The organism is Marinovum sedimenti (assembly GCF_054052205.1).
Map to the genome: position 1 here is coordinate 556,354 of NZ_CM133223.1, position 18,897 is coordinate 575,250.

At 60.3% G+C, this 18,897-nt stretch carries 13 protein-coding genes; 4 read left to right on the forward strand and 9 right to left on the reverse strand.

All coding sequences use genetic code 11. The features are described from left to right. Positions 1-341: 341 nt before the first annotated feature. From ACW9UO_RS02740 to typA, 3 genes are all read left to right on the forward strand, one after another. Positions 342-1,889 (forward strand): trimethylamine methyltransferase family protein, encoded by a 1,548-nt coding sequence (locus ACW9UO_RS02740; protein ID WP_457087458.1) that lies wholly within the window; start codon positions 342-344, stop codon positions 1,887-1,889. A gap of 108 nt (positions 1,890-1,997) precedes the next feature. After that, complete coding sequence (locus ACW9UO_RS02745) at positions 1,998-2,330, forward strand: DMT family transporter (RefSeq protein ID WP_457087459.1); 333 nt, start codon at positions 1,998-2,000, stop codon at positions 2,328-2,330. A gap of 62 nt (positions 2,331-2,392) precedes the next feature. Then, positions 2,393-4,210: a translational GTPase TypA gene (typA, locus tag ACW9UO_RS02750; protein WP_457087460.1), complete on the forward strand. Its 1,818-nt coding sequence runs from the start codon at positions 2,393-2,395 to the stop codon at positions 4,208-4,210. A gap of 114 nt (positions 4,211-4,324) precedes the next feature. Here typA and ACW9UO_RS02755 read toward each other — a convergent pair whose 3' ends face one another. The 3 genes from ACW9UO_RS02755 to recA form a co-directional block, all read right to left on the reverse strand. After that, entirely contained in the window at positions 4,325-4,609 is a 285-nt protein-coding gene (locus ACW9UO_RS02755; protein WP_457087461.1) for a DUF1330 domain-containing protein, read from the reverse strand. 1 nt (position 4,610) lies between these two features. Then, positions 4,611-7,271, reverse strand: a complete 2,661-nt coding sequence (gene alaS / locus ACW9UO_RS02760; protein WP_457087462.1) for an alanine--tRNA ligase — start codon at positions 7,269-7,271, stop codon at positions 4,611-4,613. A gap of 176 nt (positions 7,272-7,447) precedes the next feature. Next, complete coding sequence (recA, locus tag ACW9UO_RS02765; protein WP_457087463.1) at positions 7,448-8,521, reverse strand: recombinase RecA; 1,074 nt, start codon at positions 8,519-8,521, stop codon at positions 7,448-7,450. Positions 8,522-8,733: 212 nt separating this feature from the next. Between recA and ACW9UO_RS02770 the strand changes: the two genes are divergently transcribed. Next, positions 8,734-9,327, forward strand: coding sequence for a gamma-glutamyl kinase (locus tag ACW9UO_RS02770; protein ID WP_457087464.1), 594 nt, complete (start codon positions 8,734-8,736; stop codon positions 9,325-9,327). A 5-nt stretch (positions 9,328-9,332) separates the two neighbouring features. Here the strand turns inward: ACW9UO_RS02770 and ACW9UO_RS02775 are convergent, their stop codons facing one another. The 6 genes from ACW9UO_RS02775 to ACW9UO_RS02800 all read right to left on the reverse strand — a co-directional run bounded on the left by ACW9UO_RS02775 (position 9,333) and on the right by ACW9UO_RS02800 (position 18,842). Continuing rightward, entirely contained in the window at positions 9,333-11,651 is a 2,319-nt protein-coding gene (locus ACW9UO_RS02775) for an ATP-binding protein (protein ID WP_457087465.1), read from the reverse strand. A 98-nt stretch (positions 11,652-11,749) separates the two neighbouring features. After that, on the reverse strand, positions 11,750-12,943 hold the full coding sequence (locus ACW9UO_RS02780) for an RsmB/NOP family class I SAM-dependent RNA methyltransferase (protein ID WP_457087466.1): 1,194 nt from the start codon (positions 12,941-12,943) through the stop codon (positions 11,750-11,752). Between the two features lie 99 nt (positions 12,944-13,042). After that, the gene (gene prfB / locus ACW9UO_RS02785; protein WP_457087467.1) at positions 13,043-14,170 is read right to left on the reverse strand and encodes a peptide chain release factor 2; all 1,128 of its coding nucleotides are present in this window, start codon (positions 14,168-14,170) and stop codon (positions 13,043-13,045) included. Between the two features lie 174 nt (positions 14,171-14,344). Then, positions 14,345-16,861, reverse strand: a complete 2,517-nt coding sequence (locus tag ACW9UO_RS02790; protein ID WP_457087468.1) for a penicillin-binding protein 1A — start codon at positions 16,859-16,861, stop codon at positions 14,345-14,347. A 123-nt stretch (positions 16,862-16,984) separates the two neighbouring features. Beyond that, positions 16,985-18,202, reverse strand: coding sequence for an N-acetylmuramoyl-L-alanine amidase (locus tag ACW9UO_RS02795; protein WP_457087469.1), 1,218 nt, complete (start codon positions 18,200-18,202; stop codon positions 16,985-16,987). Positions 18,203-18,296: 94 nt separating this feature from the next. Beyond that, positions 18,297-18,842 carry a tetratricopeptide repeat protein gene (locus ACW9UO_RS02800; RefSeq protein WP_457087470.1) on the reverse strand — a complete coding sequence of 182 codons (546 nt, stop codon included), beginning with the start codon at positions 18,840-18,842 and terminating at the stop codon, positions 18,297-18,299. Between the last annotated feature and the right edge of the window lie 55 nt (positions 18,843-18,897).

The following is an 18,897-nucleotide window of genomic DNA, read 5'->3' on the forward strand; positions in this document are numbered from 1 at the left end:
ACAGCATCACCAACCATCGCCTGCCGGACCTCTATGGCAGACCCAGACCACCAGCGCGCACGCAGCACAGTATCATATGAACGCCATGTCTGATCCTGCCAATCCAAAGAAAGCGCACGCGGCCACCGCGCGTTGACGCAAAAGCGACAGCGTGTCGCAAACAAGCCAGACCAGCCGGATTTTCTCGGCAAACCTTGGGCAGGATCAGGAGGCGCGGATGACGGGCAGAACTTGCCTTTATATCATCACATGCAGAACCATCGGCGCAGGCCGTGGTCGCGCGGCCCGTGGAAGGCCCGGCGTGGTGTAACGCCACCCTTTCCTCTTTTCCGGAGCCTGACATGACAGATCTTTCGCCTTCGAAATCGCCCCGCATGGGCGGACGCGCCGCGCGCCGTGCCGCACGGTCCACCAAGCTCGCAGAGCATCTGCGCCCCATTCGCCCTGGTCTGAGCGGCGGCGCATTTCGCCCGTTGAACGACGCCGCTGTTGCGCGCATCCATGCCGCTGTGCTCGACCTGTTGGAAACCGTTGGCCTAGCTGATGCGCCCGAAAGCGGCGTGGCCGCGCTCACCGGTGCCGGTGCGATCCTGGGCGACGATGGTCGGTTGCGGTTTCCCCGCGCGCTGATCGAAGACACCATCGCGCGCGCCAACCGCGAGATCACGCTGTTTGGCCGCGACCCGGTGCATGATCTGCATCTGTCGGAGCAGAAAGTACACTACGGCACCGCAGGCGCTGCTGTGCATATGGTGGATGTCGACGGGCGCAATTACCGCGAAAGCCTGTTGCAAGACCTGCATGACGCCACCCGGATTGCCGATACGCTCGACAATATCCACTTTGTCCAGCGCCCGATGGTGCCGCGTGACATTCCCGATCCGTTTGAAATGGACGTGAACACCGCCTACGCCTGCGTCTCGGGCACCACCAAACACATCGGAACCTCGTTCACCGAGGCGGATTTCGTCGGCCCCATCGTCGACATGCTGCACACTGTTGCAGGCGGCGAAGCGGCCTGGCGCGCGCGGCCTTTCATGTCGAACTCCAATTGCTTTGTCGTGCCGCCGATGAAATTCGCCACCGAAAGCTGTCTGGTGATGGAGGCTTGTATTCGCGCCGGTATGCCCGTTCTGCTGCTCAGTGCAGGTCAGGCTGGCGCCACCGCGCCCGCCTCGATCGCCGGAGCCATCGTGCAAGCCATGGCCGAGTGTCTGGCCGGTCTGGTCTATGTCAATGCCATCGTGCCGGGCCATCCGGCGATCTTTGGCACCTGGCCGTTTGTCAGCGATCTGCGCACCGGGGCGATGTCGGGTGGATCGGGCGAACAAGCGCTGCTGACGGCCGGATGCGCCCAGATGCATGCGTTTTACAACCTTCCGGGCGGCGCGGCGGCGGGCATTGCCGATTCCAAACTGCCGGATATGCAGGCCGGATGGGAGCAGATGTGCTCGAACGTCATGGCCGGGCTTGCCGGGCTTAATATGGTGTACGAATCCGCCGGGATGCACGCCTCGCTGCTGGGATTCTGTCACGAAAGCCTGATCCTTGGCGATGATCTGATTGGCCAGGCGTTGCGCTGTGTGCGTGGGATCGAGGTGACCGAGGAGAATGTCTCGGTCGAGGTGATCCGCGATGTCTGTCTCAATGGACCGGGGCATTATCTTGGCACCGATCAGACGCTGGGGCTGATGCAGACGGATTATGTTTATCCGTCGCTGGGCAACCGATCCTCGCCCAAGGAATGGGAAGAGCAAGGGCGGCCCGAATTGTTGGCGCGCGCCACGGCGCGGAAAGAAGAGATTTTGGCGTCCCGCGCCCCTGCCCGGCTGGCTCCGGATCTTGACCGGGAAATCCGGGCGCGACTGCCGATCCACTTGCCGGCGTAACGCAAGTGTGAAAGGTCGGACTGGGGGCCAGCCCCCAGACCCCCGAGGTATTTTTAAACAGAAGAAGTTAAAAAGGGGGATTTCTGAGGTCTTTTGCGGAGGTTTGTGATGCCGGCGTATCTTGCACTTGTGATTGCGGTCGCGTTTGAGACTGCCGGGACTACCGCGCTGCAGGCCAGCCAGCAGTTTACCCGTTTGGGGCCGTCGATCATTGTCTTGATCGCCTATGGGTTGGCGTTTTATTTCCTGGCACTTTGTCTAAAAACCATACCAGTTGGTGTGGCCTATGCGCTGTGGTCGGGGATGGGCATTGTGTTCATCGCGTTGATCGGGCTGGTGCTTTTTGGCCAGAGGCTTGATCTGCCCGCGGTGCTTGGCATGGGACTAATTGTCGCCGGTATCGCCGTGATACAGCTGTTTTCACACACCGCCACACATTAGGGCTGGCTTTTCGGGGCGCACGACGATAGGTGCCGCGCAACTCCGACATAAAGGCATCCCTAATGGACCTTCGCAATATTGCGATTATCGCACACGTTGACCATGGCAAAACGACACTCGTTGACGAACTTCTGAAACAATCCGGCGCGTTCCGGGCCAACCAGGCCGTGGAAGAACGCGCCATGGACAGCAACGATCTGGAGCGCGAACGTGGTATCACCATCTTCGCCAAGCCGACGTCTGTCGAGTGGAAAGGCCTTCGGATCAACATCGTTGATACGCCGGGCCACGCCGACTTTGGTGGCGAGGTTGAGCGCATCCTGTCGATGGTCGATGGTGTTGTACTGCTGGTTGATGCCGCCGAAGGCCCGATGCCGCAAACCAAATTTGTGACGTCCAAGGCCCTCGCGCTGGGCCTGCGTCCGATTGTGGTGCTCAACAAGGTTGATAAGCCCGACGCCGAGCCTGACCGGGCGCTGGACGAATGCTTTGACCTCTTTGCCTCGCTCGACGCCGATGACGACCAGCTTGATTTCCCGCATATGTACGCCTCGGGCCGCAATGGCTGGGCTGATCATGAGCTTGACGGGCCGCGCAAAGATCTCTCGGCGCTGTTCAACCTGATCGTCAATCACGTCCCTGCCCCGCGTCAGGTCAAGCGTCAGGACGAAGATTTCACCATGCTGGCCACCACGCTGGGCGCTGACCCCTTTGTGGGCCGCATCCTGACCGGCCGCGTCGAAAGCGGCAAGCTCAAGGTTGGCGCAACCGTGCAGGCCCTGAGCCGCATCGGCCAAAAGATCGAACAGTTCCGCGTCACCAAGATCCAAGCGTTCCGCGGCCTTGCGCAGCAGGACATCGAAGAGGCGCAAGCCGGTGACATCGTTTCGCTTGCGGGCATGTCCAAGGCCACCGTGGCCGACACCATCTGTGCGCTGGCCGTTGACCAAGCGCTGGACGCCCAGCCGATCGATCCGCCCACCATCACCGTGACCTTTGGCATCAACGACAGCCCACTGGCCGGTCGTGAAGGCAAAAAGGTCCAATCGCGGGTGATCCGCGAGCGTCTGATGAAAGAAGCCGAAAGCAACGTCGCGATCAAGATCGCTGACACCCCCGGCGGCGAGGCCTTTGAGGTTTCGGGCCGTGGCGAATTGCAGATGGGCGTTCTGATTGAGAACATGCGCCGCGAAGGGTTCGAACTGTCGATCTCGCGCCCGCAGGTGATCATGAAGGAGCAAGACGGCAAGACGATGGAACCGGTCGAAGAGGCCACCATCGACGTGGATGACGAATACTCTGGCGCGGTGATCGAAAAGCTGACCGGCAACCGGAAGGCCGAACTGGTCGAAATGCGCCCCGCTGGCGCCGGCAAGACCCGGATCATCGCACATGTTCCCTCGCGTGGCCTGATCGGCTATCACGGCGAATTCCTGACCGACACCCGCGGCACCGGCGTTCTTAACCGCGTGTTCCACGGCTGGACCCCACACAAAGGTCCGATCCCGGGCCGTCGTGCCGGTGTTCTGATCTCGATGGAAAACGGTGATGCGGTGGCCTATGCGCTGTGGAACCTCGAAGATCGTGGCAAGATGTTCATCGGGGCGCAGGCCAAGGTTTATACCGGCATGGTCATCGGCGAACACTCGCGCGAAAACGATCTGGAAGTGAACCCGCTCAAAGGGAAAAAGCTGACCAACGTGCGGGCCTCTGGCACCGACGAAGCGGTCCGCCTGACCACGCCGATCACGCTCTCGCTGGAAGAGGCAATCGCCTATATCAACGACGACGAGCTGGTGGAAGTCACGCCGACCTCGATCCGTATGCGTAAGCGCTACCTCGACCCGCATGAGCGCAAGCGGATGTCCAAGAAACTCTGATCCGCCAATCGGATAGAGCGACGAAAAAGGCCGGGCACATTGCCCGGCCTTTTTGTTGTCCGTAGGATGTTTCGCGAAATCCGTAGGCGGCTTCGCAAAATTGGCGCGCGTTGCTCAGACGCCTTCGACAATCACCAGATCGCGTTCCGAGGCACCTTTGGCGTGGCTCAACGCCTCTTGGTAAGACTCTGAATGATAACAATCATGTGCCGCCTGAAGCGAGGGAAACAGCGCCACCACATGGCGCGCGCGTTCCTTGCCCTCAAGCGTTTCATAGGCCCCGCCGCGCGCAACAAATTTGCCGCCGTGGTCTGCAATCGCTGGCCCGGCCAGCTTGGCATAGCGGCCATAGGCTTCGTCATCGGTCACGTGCACATGTGCAATCCAATAGGCGCTCATCTTATCCTCCCAACACGGCTTTTGCCGCTGCAATTGCCTTGTCCGCGTTCGACGCATCGGCGCCGCCGCCTTGGGCCATATCAGGCCGGCCACCGCCGCCCTTGCCGCCCAGTTCCGCAACAGCCGCACGCACCAGATCGACCGCCGACACTTTGTCGGTCAGGTCCTTGGTCACACCCGCGGCCACCGCCACTTTGCCGCCGGTGTCAGCGATCAACAAGATCGCCACCGAGCCCAGCTTTTCCTTCTGCGCATCGATCAACGGCGGCAGGTCCTTGCCGGTCACACCAGTCAAAACCTGCGCCACAAACGGCACGCCGCCGATGTCTTCGGCCGAAGCTTCGGGGCCACCCGAGCCGCCCGCCATCGCCAGCTCACGACGCAATTGCGCCACTTCGCCCTGCAACGCCTTGCGCTCGTCCAACAGCGCGCGCACCCGGTCGGGCACATCCGCTGTCTGTGCCTTCAACTCGGCGGCCGTCTGCGCCAAACGCCGGTCCTGCGCCCGCAGATAGTCCATCGCCGCCTGCCCGGTCAGTGCCTCGATCCGGCGCACACCAGCCGACGACGCGCTGTCGCCCAGCGTGACAAACGCCCCGATGTCGCCGGTCTGGCGCACATGGGTGCCGCCGCACAGCTCGAGCGAATAGGTCGCCTTGTCGCTGCCCTTGCCCGAGCCCGCCTTGCGGCCCATCGACACCACACGCACCTCGTCGCCGTATTTCTCGCCAAACAGCGCCTGCGCCCCGATGCCGCGCGCATCATCCGGCGTCATGATCCGGGTTTCGACCGGCGCATTCTGGCGGATATAGGTGTTCACATCGCGTTCAACCTGCGACAGCTCATCAGACGACAGCGCCTTGGCGTGGCTGAAATCAAACCGCAGCCGGTCGTCAGCATTCAGCGACCCACGCTGCGCCACATGATCGCCAAGCGCCTCGCGCAGGGCTTCGTGCAACAGGTGCGTCGCTGAGTGGTTGGCGCGAATATTGCTGCGCCGCGCGTGATCGACCCGCAATTCAACGGCATCGCCTTTGGCCAGCGCCGATTTATCAGGCGTCAGGCGATGGGCGAAAACCCCACCCGCCATCTTGTGCGTATCGGCAATTACGCCGCCGCCATCAGACTTGAGATATGTGCCGTTGTCCCCGACCTGACCGCCGGATTCAGCATAAAACGGCGTTTGGTTCACAACCATCCAGCCCTCTTCACCGGGCTGCAAAGCCGCAACTTCCGCGCCATCCTTGACCAGTGCCAGCACCTGCCCCTCGGCCACCTCGGTGTCATACCCAAGGAAATCCGTGGCGCCGTGCTTGTCGGCCACGTCAAACCAAACCTCGGCGTCCTTGGTTTCGCCCGAACCAGACCAAGCCGCCCGCGCCTTGGCCTTTTGCTCAGCCATCGCCGCATCGAACCCATCGGTATCCACGCCACGGCCCTTTTCGCGCAGCGCATCCTGCGTCAGATCGAGCGGGAAACCATAGGTGTCGTACAGCTTGAACGCCGTTTCGCCCGGAAGCGCGGCATCCTCCGGCAGATCGGCCAGCTCATCGTCAAGCAGCTTGAGCCCGCGGTCGAGCGTTGTCTTGAACCGGGTTTCTTCCAGCCGCAGCGTCTCTTCGATCAGCGCCTGCGCCTGCCCGAGTTCCGGATAAGCCGCCCCCATCTGGCGCACCAGCGCTGGCACCAACCGGTGCATCATCGGGTCTTTCACCCCGAGCAAATGCGCGTGCCGCATCGCGCGGCGCATGATCCGGCGCAGCACATACCCGCGGCCTTCGTTCGACGGCATCACGCCATCGGCCAGCAGGAACGAGGTCGACCGCAGGTGATCCGCGATCACCCGGTGGTGCACATTGCCCGGCCCATCAGGATCAGAGCTCGACGCATCGGCGCTCGCCTCGATCAGGCTGCGCATCAGATCGGTGTCGTAATTGTCGTGTTTGCCCTGCAACAGCGCGCCAATCCGCTCCAGCCCCATGCCGGTGTCGATCGACTGCATGTCGAGCGGCTTCATCGAGCCGTCTTCAAACTGCTGGTTTTGCATGAAAACCACGTTCCAGATCTCGATGAACCGGTCGCCATCTTCCTCGGGGCTGCCCGGAGGCCCACCCCAGATGTGATCGCCGTGGTCATAGAAAATCTCGGTGCACGGCCCGCAAGGCCCGGTCGGCCCCATCTGCCAGAAATTGTCAGAGGTGGCGATGCGGATGATCCGGTCTTCGGGCACGCCGACCTTTTTCCAAATCTCAAACGCCTCATCATCGGTATGATACACAGTCGCCAGCAACCGCTTGGGATCAATGCCGAATTCGCGGGTGATCAGTTCCCAGGCATAGGGGATGGCTTCGGTTTTGAAGTAGTCCCCAAAGCTGAAATTCCCCAGCATTTCAAAGAACGTATGGTGCCGCGCGGTATAGCCGACATTGTCGAGGTCGTTGTGCTTGCCGCCGGCGCGCACGCATTTCTGGCTGGTGGTCGCGCGCTGGTAATCGCGGGTCTCGACCCCGGTAAACAGGTTTTTGAACTGCACCATGCCCGAGTTGACGAACATCAGCGTCGGGTCATTGCGCGGCACAAGCGGGCTCGAGGGCACAACCTCGTGGCCGTTCTTGGCAAAATAATCGAGGAAGGTGGAGCGGATATCGTTCAGCGTGGCCATGGGATCAACTTCTTGCAAGGTCGGGCAAAGATGTATCGTCCCGTCCCGGCACTGTCCATGGGCGCGATCCCCCGAAAACGAGACAAGGCGCAGCCGTCGCCGCGCCTCGTCCCGGGTATTCTCGTTCGTGCGGCCACGAACGGGGGGTTTAAGCAGTCCCCATCTGCGACTTTTGGTTACGCTTCGACGATGTCGTCGTTCTGTTCATCGGGCGGCATGTCGAATTCAAGCCCATGCGCGGCACGGATCTTGTCTTCAATCTCCAGCGCCATCCGCTTGTTTTCGCGCAAGAAGGTCTTGGCATTCTCACGCCCCTGCCCGATCCGTTCGTCGCCATAGCTATACCAGGCACCGGATTTATCGACGACCCCGGCCTTGACACCAAGATCGATCAGCTCGCCCATCTTCGAGATGCCTTCGCCATACATGATGTCGAATTCCACCTGTTTGAACGGCGGCGCGACCTTATTCTTAACCACTTTCACGCGCGTCGCATTGCCGACAATCTCGTCGCGGTCTTTGACCGAACCAATGCGGCGGATGTCCAAACGGACCGAGCTGTAGAATTTCAGCGCGTTGCCGCCTGTCGTCGTTTCCGGGCTGCCGAACATCACGCCGATTTTCATCCGGATCTGGTTGATGAAGATCACCATGCAATTGCTGCGCGAAATCGAGCCGGTCAACTTGCGCATCGCTTGGCTCATCAGGCGGGCATGAACGCCAAGGGAACTGTCCCCCATGTCGCCTTCAAGCTCGGATTTCGGGGTCAGCGCCGCGACCGAATCGACAACCACAAGGTTAACCGCACCCGAACGCACCAGCGTATCGACGATCTCCAACGCCTGTTCGCCTGTGTCGGGCTGCGAAATCAGCAGTTCATTAATATCAACGCCAAGCTTCTTGGCATACTGCGGATCAAGTGCGTGTTCCGCATCGACAAATGCACAAACGCCGCCCTTTTTCTGTTCTTCGGCCACACAGTGCAGCGTTAATGTGGTCTTGCCCGAGGATTCCGGGCCGTAAATTTCGATAATCCGCCCCTTCGGCAGACCCCCAATACCCAAGGCAATGTCCAAACCGAGAGATCCGGTCGACGTCGCTTCGATATCTGGCAGCGCGTTTTCGCCGCCAAGTTTCATGATTGATCCCTTACCGAACTGCCGTTCGATCTGGGCCAGGGCGCTGTCGAGCGCCTTCTGCTTGTCGGGATTACTCTTTTTGTTCATTGAGAGAAGATCTGCCGTTGCCATTGGTTGAGCCCCTTATTTCATACCACCCGAAGGGCGGCAATGCTACCAAATGTTCTTGCCTTGTTCCTATTTGCGATCAAAACGAGAACATTTCAAGAGAATTCTATGTTAATCCAGTTTTCATCATAAACCTTAAAGAGTGGTTTACGCTGGAAAGATCGAGGCATATGATTGGATGAAGCTTGATCTTGAACATTAAGAGGAATTCATAAGTGCTTGTCTTTTGGAAAGAAAGGCTGGCCTTCCTAGCGGTTCCCAAGACTGGAACGTCAGCCTATGAAAAGGCTCTCGCGTCACGGGCGGACATGGCGATCCTTAATCCTCCCGAACTGAAACATGCGCCGGTCTATCGCTACAATCGTTTCTTTCGCCCGATGTTCGAAAAAATGGGTGCGACCGACATGGAGAGCGTGGCCGTGATGCGCGAGCCAATATCCTGGCTGTCGAGCTGGTATCGCTATCGTCAACGGCCGTTCATGAGTGGCAAACAGAATTCGACCGAGGCCTTAAGCTTTGACGAATTCGTCGAGGGATACTGCATGGGCAGCCGTCCGGGATTTGCCAATGTCGGAAGCCAATCCAAGTTTCTCGAACCTCGACCGAATGGCACCCAGATCACCCATCTGTTCCGATACGAATCCCAGTCTCGTCTGATCGGCTTCCTCGAAGACCGCTTGTCCATGACGCTAGATCTGCCACGCGAGAACGTCTCGCCGACTCTCGACGTCGCGCTCTCACCAGACATCGAAAGAAAATTACGCCGCAAATGTGCGGCAGAATTCAAACTCTATGACAGTATCGTCTGATCTCGCTAGTGTAGCTGACGCTGAACGGTGTCAGTGAGTTCTACGAGCGAGAACGGCTTGGGCAGGAAGATCGAGTTTGGGATATTTGCCTGGTCGTCGTGAAAACTTTCCTGAGCATAGCCGGACACAAATACGACCCTGACCTCTGGACGGTCTTCTAGTGCTTGGCGCACCCAGCTTGGCCCGTCCAAACCGGGCATCACAACATCGGTTACAAAGACGTTCACCTCGATCTCCGGGTCACGCAAAAGCTCAAGCGCTTCCTCGGCGGAGGCGGCTTCCAACACCTTGAAACCACGCATGCGCAAGGCCCGACTGGCAAATGCGCGCACTGGTGCCTCGTCTTCGACCAAGAGAATGACAGCGTCATGTTCTGTCGCATTCAGAGGGTGTTCTTCACTCATAGCAATGGGTGCAGACTTGGGCGAAACTTCGCTAAAGACCGGGAACAGCAACGAAAAGCACGTGCCGTCATCAATCACGGAATCGACAAAAATGAAGCCTCCGGTCTGTTTGACGATACCATAGACGGTCGACAAACCCAGTCCGGTCCCCTCGCCGGTGCGTTTGGTCGTGTAAAACGGCTCGAACACTTTTTGCAGCATGTCGGGTGCAATTCCGACGCCCTTGTCCTGCACTTTCACCAGAACATAATCACCCGGCGGTACAGTGGCCCGATCGCGCTTGAGGGGAGAGGTCAAGGTAAGACCTTCTGTAGTAATCCGGATTTCGCCACCCTCTGGCATAGCATCCCGAGCATTAACCACGAGGTTCATCAGAACCTGTTCCAACTGCCGTTTGTCAGCGCGAATGGTTCGAAGGACAGGATCATGTTCAAGCGCGAGCGCCACCCGTTCACCGACAAGCCGGTTCAGAAGGTGCGTGAGATCCGAAAGAGTATCCCTTAAATCAAGCACTTCAGGGCAGAGTGTCTGCTTGCGGGAAAACGCCAATAGCTGCCCCACCAGTGCCGCCGCGCGATTGGCGTTCTGGTTGATTTGGACGAGGTCGCCATAATCCGGATCGCCCTGATCGTGACGCAGCAACAACAGATCACAATGGCCAGAAATCGCAGTTAGGAGATTGTTGAAATCATGCGCAACGCCCCCGGCCAACTGGCCAATGGCCTGCATCTTCTGGCTCTGCACGAATTGCGCCTCAAGCGTCTTTAGCTCGGTCGCGTCATTCAGCACGGCAATCAGCGAGGCTTCACCATCCTCAAACACCCGGTTAAGGACAACCTGGACAAAAACTTCACGATCCCGGCGGGAAATGCGGAGAAATTCGGAGTGATTTTGATTACGCCCCGCCGCGGCGTCTTTCAGCCAGTCGGTAACAGGACGGCCCAGCCCCTCCATCAAATCTGCGAGCTTACGCCCCGCGACATCCTCGACATTGAGCAGCTTCAGCGCGTCCTTATTGGCCCGGATAACGCAGCCATTTTGCGACACCTTCATCAGGGGCACGCGAAGCCCGTCAAAAGTGGTGCTGCCGCCGGATTCGGCCGGAGGTGGCAGGAAAAACAACTCGCGTCGCCCGCCATTCAGCGCAACCTCGCTGATCAGCCGGGCACAAGGCCCGCCAGCGGCATCAAGCGTTGCAACCTTGCCGTTTTCCAGCGCGCCGGAGCTTAGTCGGTCAAGCGAAGACACCCGACGCCCGATCATTTTACGCGCTGCCGCATTCATAAACAGAATCGTCCCGCCACGGCCAACCGTGACCCGTGGCAGCAACCCATTGTCGGACTGCTCGGCGGGCGTGCCGCGGCTTTCTTCGATCCGCCAAAGCCGCAAGCCGGCAGTGACCTCATGCACCGAAATGGTAACCTGCCCGCTTCGCGTGCTCACCACATCCTCGGCACCGCCTTTTTCATCGGCCTTTTTCTGCAGCCGGTAAACGACACTGGCCGGATTGGCCATCATACCGCGCAACAATGACGCGACATTGCCGCCCTCGCCCGTCTCTTCTTCTGAGGGAACATCACTGTTCTGAAACCGGGTCTGCGCAGCCGGATTGAAGTGGTGCACCGTGCCCTCGGCATCCGCAATGACACTGACAGCCGGATCAGCGGCAATCAGCGTGCGCAGATGATGAAGGGACCTAAGCTGCCCGCGCCGCTGCAAGACGGTGCGACTGTGCAGCACCAGCGCCGAGGCGAACATGCCGATCCCCAGCGCCAAGACCCCGAGTGCCACGCCGCCACTGAAAACCAGCCCGGAGGCCACGATAAGCGCGACCGATCCCGCAATCATGTACAATGATCGACGATCTTGGGGCGCAGGCGACTGCACTTCGGATAGCTCGGCGCTGACAGTTTCGGCCAATTCGGCTCTCCCGGCGAAATTGCGTTCCCGCATATTACACCGAAAGACCGTTAATGACGAGTTAACCGCACCTGCGACAATTGCAGGTTTCTGCCAGTTTATTTGCGCTGCATGACCGCCACAAAAAATCCATCCGCGCCATCGGCCAGCTTAAACTGCCGCGCCTCTTGCAAAACCCAATCCGGATTGCGCGCGACAAAGGCCGAAATCTGCGCTGCATTCTCACAGTCCAACAGCGAACATGTGGCATAGGCCAGCCGCCCACCAGAGGCGACAAGGGCCTGTGCTGTCTCAAGAATTTCGGCCTGCATCTCGCAAAGCTCATCAAGCCGGGACGGGTCGAGCCGCCACTTTGCTTCGGGGGCGCGACGCCAGCTGCCGCTGCCCGAACAGGGCGCGTCACAGACCACAAGATCATAGGCCCCCGTCAGTTGCTCTACGGTCTCGATCAAGGCACCGGCACGGTCCGCGCGCTTGGGAATATCCTGCATCCGGTCCGGGCTGACATCATGCGCCACCACGGCGGTGCCGGTCAAAGCCGCAATCGCCAGCGCCTTGCCGCCGCCACCCGCGCAATAATCCAGCACCGTCTGCCCCGCTTGCGGCGCGATGAAATCGACAACCGCCTGCGATGCGGCGTCCTGTAATTCGACCAACCCATCGGCAAACGCAGCAGACAGATGGACGCGCCGCGCGCCCTCTTTCACCCGCAACGCTGTCGGAGACAGAACATGCGGCTCGGTCAGAATACCCTCTTCGGCCAGCCGCGACTGGGCGGTTTCCATGTCAGATTTCAACCGGTTCACCCGGAGGAACACCTCCGCACGGTCGCGCAGCAACAATGCCTCGGCCGTGGCATTGTCGCCCAAAGAGCGCTCGAATTCCGGCCAGAGCCAATCGGGAAAGTCGCGGGCCTCAACGGCGTCAGGCGTGCCAAAAGCAGCCCGTTCCTCATCGGTAAGGGCCTCGGGGGTATGGCGCGTGCCAGTAAAGCTTTCGTCGAGTTCCGCATCAGCCGCACGCAGGGCGCCAATCATCAAACCACGGCCCGTCATTGCGCCGCCATAGGCCGCATAAGAGCGCTTGCGCCGCAGCGCATCGAACACCAGATCGCGGATCGCGGCCCGGTCTTTCGAGCCCGCATAGCGATTGCCGCGCGCCCAACGGGTCAGCGCCTGCTCGGCGGGCTGTCCATCAAGGATCGCATCCAGCAATTCCGAGGCCGAGTGAATACGCGCCGCCGGGATCATTGCTGCGCCCCGGCGATGCGGGTCATTCCAAGCGTTTGGCATGGGCGAAAGGTGATCATCATCTTACTATATTCCATTGATTTTGGTCACCTTTTCAGGCGTTATCCGGCGAGACTTGTGCAACCGACAAACCGAAACAGGTCAGTCGTCGCCCTGCGCCTCGGCCCGGCTTTTGCCCGAGACATCCATCGCCAAAGTCGCCGCCATAAACCCATCAAGATCGCCGTCGAGCACACCTTTGGTGTCGCTGGTCTCATGCGAGGTACGCAGGTCTTTGACCATCTGATAGGGCTGCAGCACATACGACCGGATCTGGTTGCCCCAGCCCGCATCGCCTTTGGCCTCATGCGCGGCGTTGATATCGGCGTTGCGGCGGTCAAGCTCAAGCTGATACAGCCGCGATTTCAACGCCTTCATCGCAATATCACGGTTCTGGTGCTGCGACTTCTCGGACGAGGTTACAACGATGCCCGTGGGATGGTGGGTGATCCGTACCGCCGAGTCAGTGGTGTTGACGTGCTGCCCGCCCGCGCCGGACGACCGGTAGGTATCAATGCGGATATCAGAGGGGTTAACCTCGATCTCGATGTTATCGTCGACCACCGGATAAACCCAGACCGAGGAAAACGAGGTGTGCCGCTTGGCCGCGCTGTCATAAGGCGAAATCCGCACCAGCCGGTGCACGCCAGATTCCGATTTCAGCCAGCCATAGGCGTTGTGCCCGGTGATCTTATACGACGCGGATTTGATCCCCGCCTCTTCGCCCGAACTCTCGGATTGCAGTTCGACCTTATAGCCGCGACGCTCGGCCCAGCGGACATACATCCGCGCCAGCATCGACGCCCAGTCACAGCTTTCCGTGCCCCCGGCCCCGGCGTTGATCTCAAGGAAGGTGTCGTTGGAATCCGCCTCGCCGTCCAAAAGCGCCTCAAGCTCTTTCTGCGCGGACTTTTCAACCAGCGCAAAAATCGCCGCCTCGGCCTCACCCACGACGTCGGCATCATCCTCCATCTCGCCCATCTCGATCAGTTCGAGATTGTCCGACAGGTCCTGCTTCATCGTCTCGTAGGTGGCGACCTTGTCCATCAGGATCTGACGGTCGCGCATCAACTGCTGCGCCTTCTCGGGATCATTCCACAGGTCGGGATCCTCGGTCATGGCGTTGAATTCTTCCAACCGGTGCGGCGCGGTTTCATAGTCCATACGCTGCGCCAACAGCGCCAGCGACTTCTCGATTTCCGCAACCTTGTTCTGGATTTCCGCGCGCATGTCTATTCCCGGCCTAGCGTTTCAGACCTGCCTGATACCAAGCCGCCCGCACCGGGACAAGAGCGGGGTCAAACCATCGCCAAGACAAGCCAACAGAAGGCTCCTCCTGGCCTGCCCCGCGCCGGCCCCGCAGGGCCGACAGCGCAAATTCCAGTGCAAATTCCAGTGCAGATTTTAGTAAAGACCGCCCGACGACAGCGTGCCAAACGAAGCCTTCGGCCCCACAACGGCCTTTTTGCCGGTCGATGTGGTCACCTGTTTGGCGGCGCCACCCGACGGCGCGATCACCTCAAAGTTCGAGCCCATCGCAAAGCCACCGTCAAACATGATGCCAAACACCGGCTCTTCGCCTTGACGGAAACACTCGTTCACCACGTTGGCACCCGATGCCCCGTCATTCAAACGTGCCCCCGAAAAGCGGTCGATCTTGATGAATTCGCAATCGCTCGGCACACGGAACTTGCCGCCGCCGTGTTTCTTGATCGCTTCGCTCATGAAGCGTTGGAACACCGGCCCACAAAAGCCACCGCCCGACGCCCCGCGCCCAAGGCTGCGCGGCTGGTCATACCCAATGTAACAGCCCGCAACCACGTTCGAGGTGAAACCGATGAACCACACATCTTTGGCGTCATTGGTTGTGCCGGTCTTGCCCGCAGTCGGCACGGGCAGATTGACGCTGCCCGACGCGGTGCCAAGCTCGACCACGCCCTGCATCATCGAGGTCAGCTGATAGGCCGTCACCGGGTCCATCACCCGCTCGCGGTCCGATACAATCCGCGGCCCGCGCGCCTGCGCAATCGTCGGATCGTTGCAATCGGTACAATCGCGGGTGTCGTGGCGATAAACGGTCTTGCCGTAGCGATCCTGCACCCGGTCCACCAGCGTCGGTTCAACCCGCTCGCCGCCATTGGCAAACATCGCATAGGCCGCCACCATCTTGAACAGCGTCGATTCTTGCGACCCCAGCGCATTGGCCAAAACCGGGCTCATCCGATCGTACACCCCAAAGCGCTCGGCATAGCGGCCCACTGTGTCCATCCCGACCTCTTGCGCCAGACGAATGGTCATAAGGTTCCGCGACCGTTCAATCCCGGTGCGCAGCGGCGTCGGGCCGTAAAACTGGTTCGAGGCGTTCTTGGGCCGCCACACACCCTGCGGCGTGTCAATCTCGATCGGGGCATCCACCACGATGGTCGCCGGGGTATAGCCGCTGTCCAAAGCCGAGGCATAGACGAAAGGTTTGAACGAAGAGCCGGGCTGGCGCATCGCCTGCGTGGCGCGGTTAAACACCGAGTGCTGATAGGAAAATCCGCCCTGCATCGCGATCACCCGGCCAGTGTTCACGTCCATCGCCATAAAGCCGCCCTGCACCTCTGGCACCTGCCGCAGGGTCCAGCGGATAAAGTCGCCAGCGCCATTATCGCCCGTGGTCATACGGCGCACATGCACCACATCACCCACGGCGAAATTGTCCTGAAACCCGCCCCGGATCCAGTCGATATCCTTGCGCGGCACCGCATGCGGCGCGTTGGAACCGGGGTCAACGCCCTCAATCCCAAGCCGAAGCTGCTGGTCCTCGATCTCGAGCACAACCGCCGGGAACCATTCGCTTTCCAGCGTCACATCGCGCGCGACTTTCACACCAGACAGTTCCTCGGCCCAATTGCCCAGCTTGGCCGGGTCAATCTTCTTGCCCGTGCCGCGCCATCTCCCGATGCCGCGATCAAATTGCTCGAGCTGCTTTTGCAGCGAATGCGCGGCCAAAACCTGCATATCCGGGTCGACCGTGGCACGCACCGTCAGACCGCCGGAAAAGAACTCGCCCTCGCCAAAGTCATCCGACAACTGGCGCCGGATCTCATCGGTGAAATAATCGCGCGGCGGCAGCGCGTTCTTGAAGCTCTCGAAATCGCCATTCTGCACCGAGCGCAGCGGCTGCGCCACTTCCTGCGTAAACACCGCCTCGGTGATATAGCCGTTTTCCTTCATTTCCTCGAGAACGAAGTCGCGACGTTCGCGCAGCCGGTCCTTGCGGCGCACCGGATGGAATTCTGACGGCGCTTTGGGCAGCGAGGCCAGAAAAGCAGCCTCATGCGGCGCAAGCTGGCCCAGCGTCTTGTTGAAATAGGTCTGTGCGGCAGCGGCCACACCATAAGAGTTCTGACCGAGGAAGATCTCGTTCATGTAAAGTTCAAGAATGCGATCCTTATCAAGCGTTTCCTCGAGCCGGGTGGCGAGGATGATCTCTTTGATCTTGCGCTCGATCCGACGGTCGCCGGACAAAAGGAAGTTCTTCATCACCTGCTGCGTGATGGTCGAGGCCCCGCGCACATTGCGACCGCGCGATTGCACCGCCTCAACCGCCGCCGCCACGATACCGCGCGCATCATAGCCGCCGTGTTCGTAAAAATTCTTGTCTTCGGCCGAGATAAACGCCTGTTTCACCAGATCGGGAATTTCGCTGGCCGGCGCAAACAACCTGCGCTCTTGCGCAAATTCATCAATCATCCGGCCTTCGCCCGAGTAAATCCGGCTGATCGTCGGCGGCTTGTACTGCGACAGCGATTCGTGGCTGGGCAAATCCCGGCCATAGACCCAGAAGATCGCGCCCACCGACAGGGCAACGGCGGCGGCCCCCATCGTAACAACCGAAAAGATACCGCCAAAGAAAGAAAGGATGAACCTCAGCACCACGCGCTCCTGCTGGTTAGAGGGACTATATAGGGCGCATCATCCGACCCGTCAAAACACAACATCCGTTAATTAACCTGCCTGCGGATTTCAGCCAATTGGCCGCAGCTTGGCCGCAGCGGCTCACTTTCTGCGCAGCGGCGCAATTGTGGCATCCGCCAGCGACCAGGCCAGCACACCATCGCGGATCCCGCGCGCCATCGAGGCCCGCCAGATCGGGTCTTGCAGGTTCTGAAGATCGCGGTCGGTCGACAGAAATCCAACCTCGACCAGCACGCTTGGAATATCCGCTGCCTTCAACACCGAAAACCCGGCTTCGCGCAGCGGGCGTTTGTGAATCTGCCCGACTTCGCCTTCAATCGCGGTGATGATCGCCTTTGCCAGCATGGCCGAACGTGGCCCATTGTCGTGCCGCGCCAGATCCATCAGCACCTGCGCCACCTCATCGTCCGATCCGGTCAGATCGACCCCGGCCAAAAGATCGCTGCGGTCATGCCGCTCGGCCAGCGCGGCACTGGCCTCGTCGGTGGCGGTGTCCGACAGGGTGTAAACGCTGGCCCCATGGGCAATGCCCTCATCCAGCGCATCGGCATGCAGCGAGATAAACAGATGCGCCCCGGCATGGCGGGCCTCGGACACCCGCGCCTCGAGCGAGACAAAGACATCCTCTTCGCGGGTCATCACCACGTCGATCCCACCGGCACGCACCAGCGCCTCTTTCACGTCACGCGCCAATTGCAACACCAGATCGGACTCGCGATACCCTTCGCGCAGGGCACCCGGATCAAGGCCGCCATGGCCGGGGTCGAGCATGACAATCAACCGGTCCGGCACACCCTTGGTGTCGGCCCGCATCGAAGGCTCCGGCAGAACCCAACGCGAGTCAGGCGCGGCCCCGATGGCGGCGTCAAACCCCGCGCGGTCGGTCTTTTCCAACGTCACCCGCAGATGCGCCGAGGCGGTGTCTTTTGCCACGTCCAGCGCCGCCGTCTTGACCGCCAAGGGCACCGCCAGCTCGGCCACAAACCGTGACCAGCCCGGTTGCACCGCGCCAAAGCGCACGGTTTTCAAAGCATCCGCCGCAAAGGCCTCGGCCGACAGCCCGGTCCAGTCCACCTCCTGAAAATCGAGAACCAGCCGGTCAGGGTTTGCCAGCGTATAGGCCCGCCACGGCACTCCTTGGCTTAGCGCAAACTCAAGCGTCACCGCCCCGCCCCAGCCTTTGGTCACGCCGGTTTCCGCGGCATCAACCCGTGCCAGCGCACCAAATTCCTGCGCTTGGGTGCCGCCACCGCACAGCGCCAAAGCGACCGCAATCGCCTTCAAAATATATCTGCTCATACCTCACGACCCTCATTCACCGGGTCTGACGCCCGTTTGTTTTCGCCGGATTATCAGCCCCCGGCGCAGCCTGCATCCCTGAACCCACCCCGCGTCAATAGCGCGAGGTGACTCCGGTGGCGATGGCCTCTTCGAGCGCCGCTTCCGCCCAACTGCCCTGCCCGCCGCGCGCGCGGATCTCGGTCAATTGCAGCTCGGCCCCGGCCTTATCGCCCCGCTCCACCAACCCTTGCGCCATGTAGGACCGCGCCAGAATGTTGTCGGGGTTTTGCGCGATCGCACGGTCGTAATGGGCCTTCGCCGCGTCCCAATCGCCCATCTTTCGGGCGGTAAATCCCAAGTAAGTCTCGGCCCGGCCATCGTCTTGTACCGCCATCGCCAGAACTGCGGTGCGCGCCGCATCATATTGACCGGCATAGGCAAATTCCCGCGCGGCACCATACAGCGTATCATCATCGAGCAACTGGCTTTCAACCTCGACACAGGCCGCAGTCTCTGCGTCCCAAACCTGACCATCGACGCAATCCAACGTGGTTTCGGTGGGCTTGGGCGGCGTGGTCTCCTCCGCCGAGGTGTCAGAGCCGACGGCAAAAGCCGCGACCGGAAGGCAGGCCAAAACAAACACAAATGAACGCAACATTCGGGGAATCCTTTCAGGACAACATCCCTCCAGTCTAACACATCCCCCGCAGTCG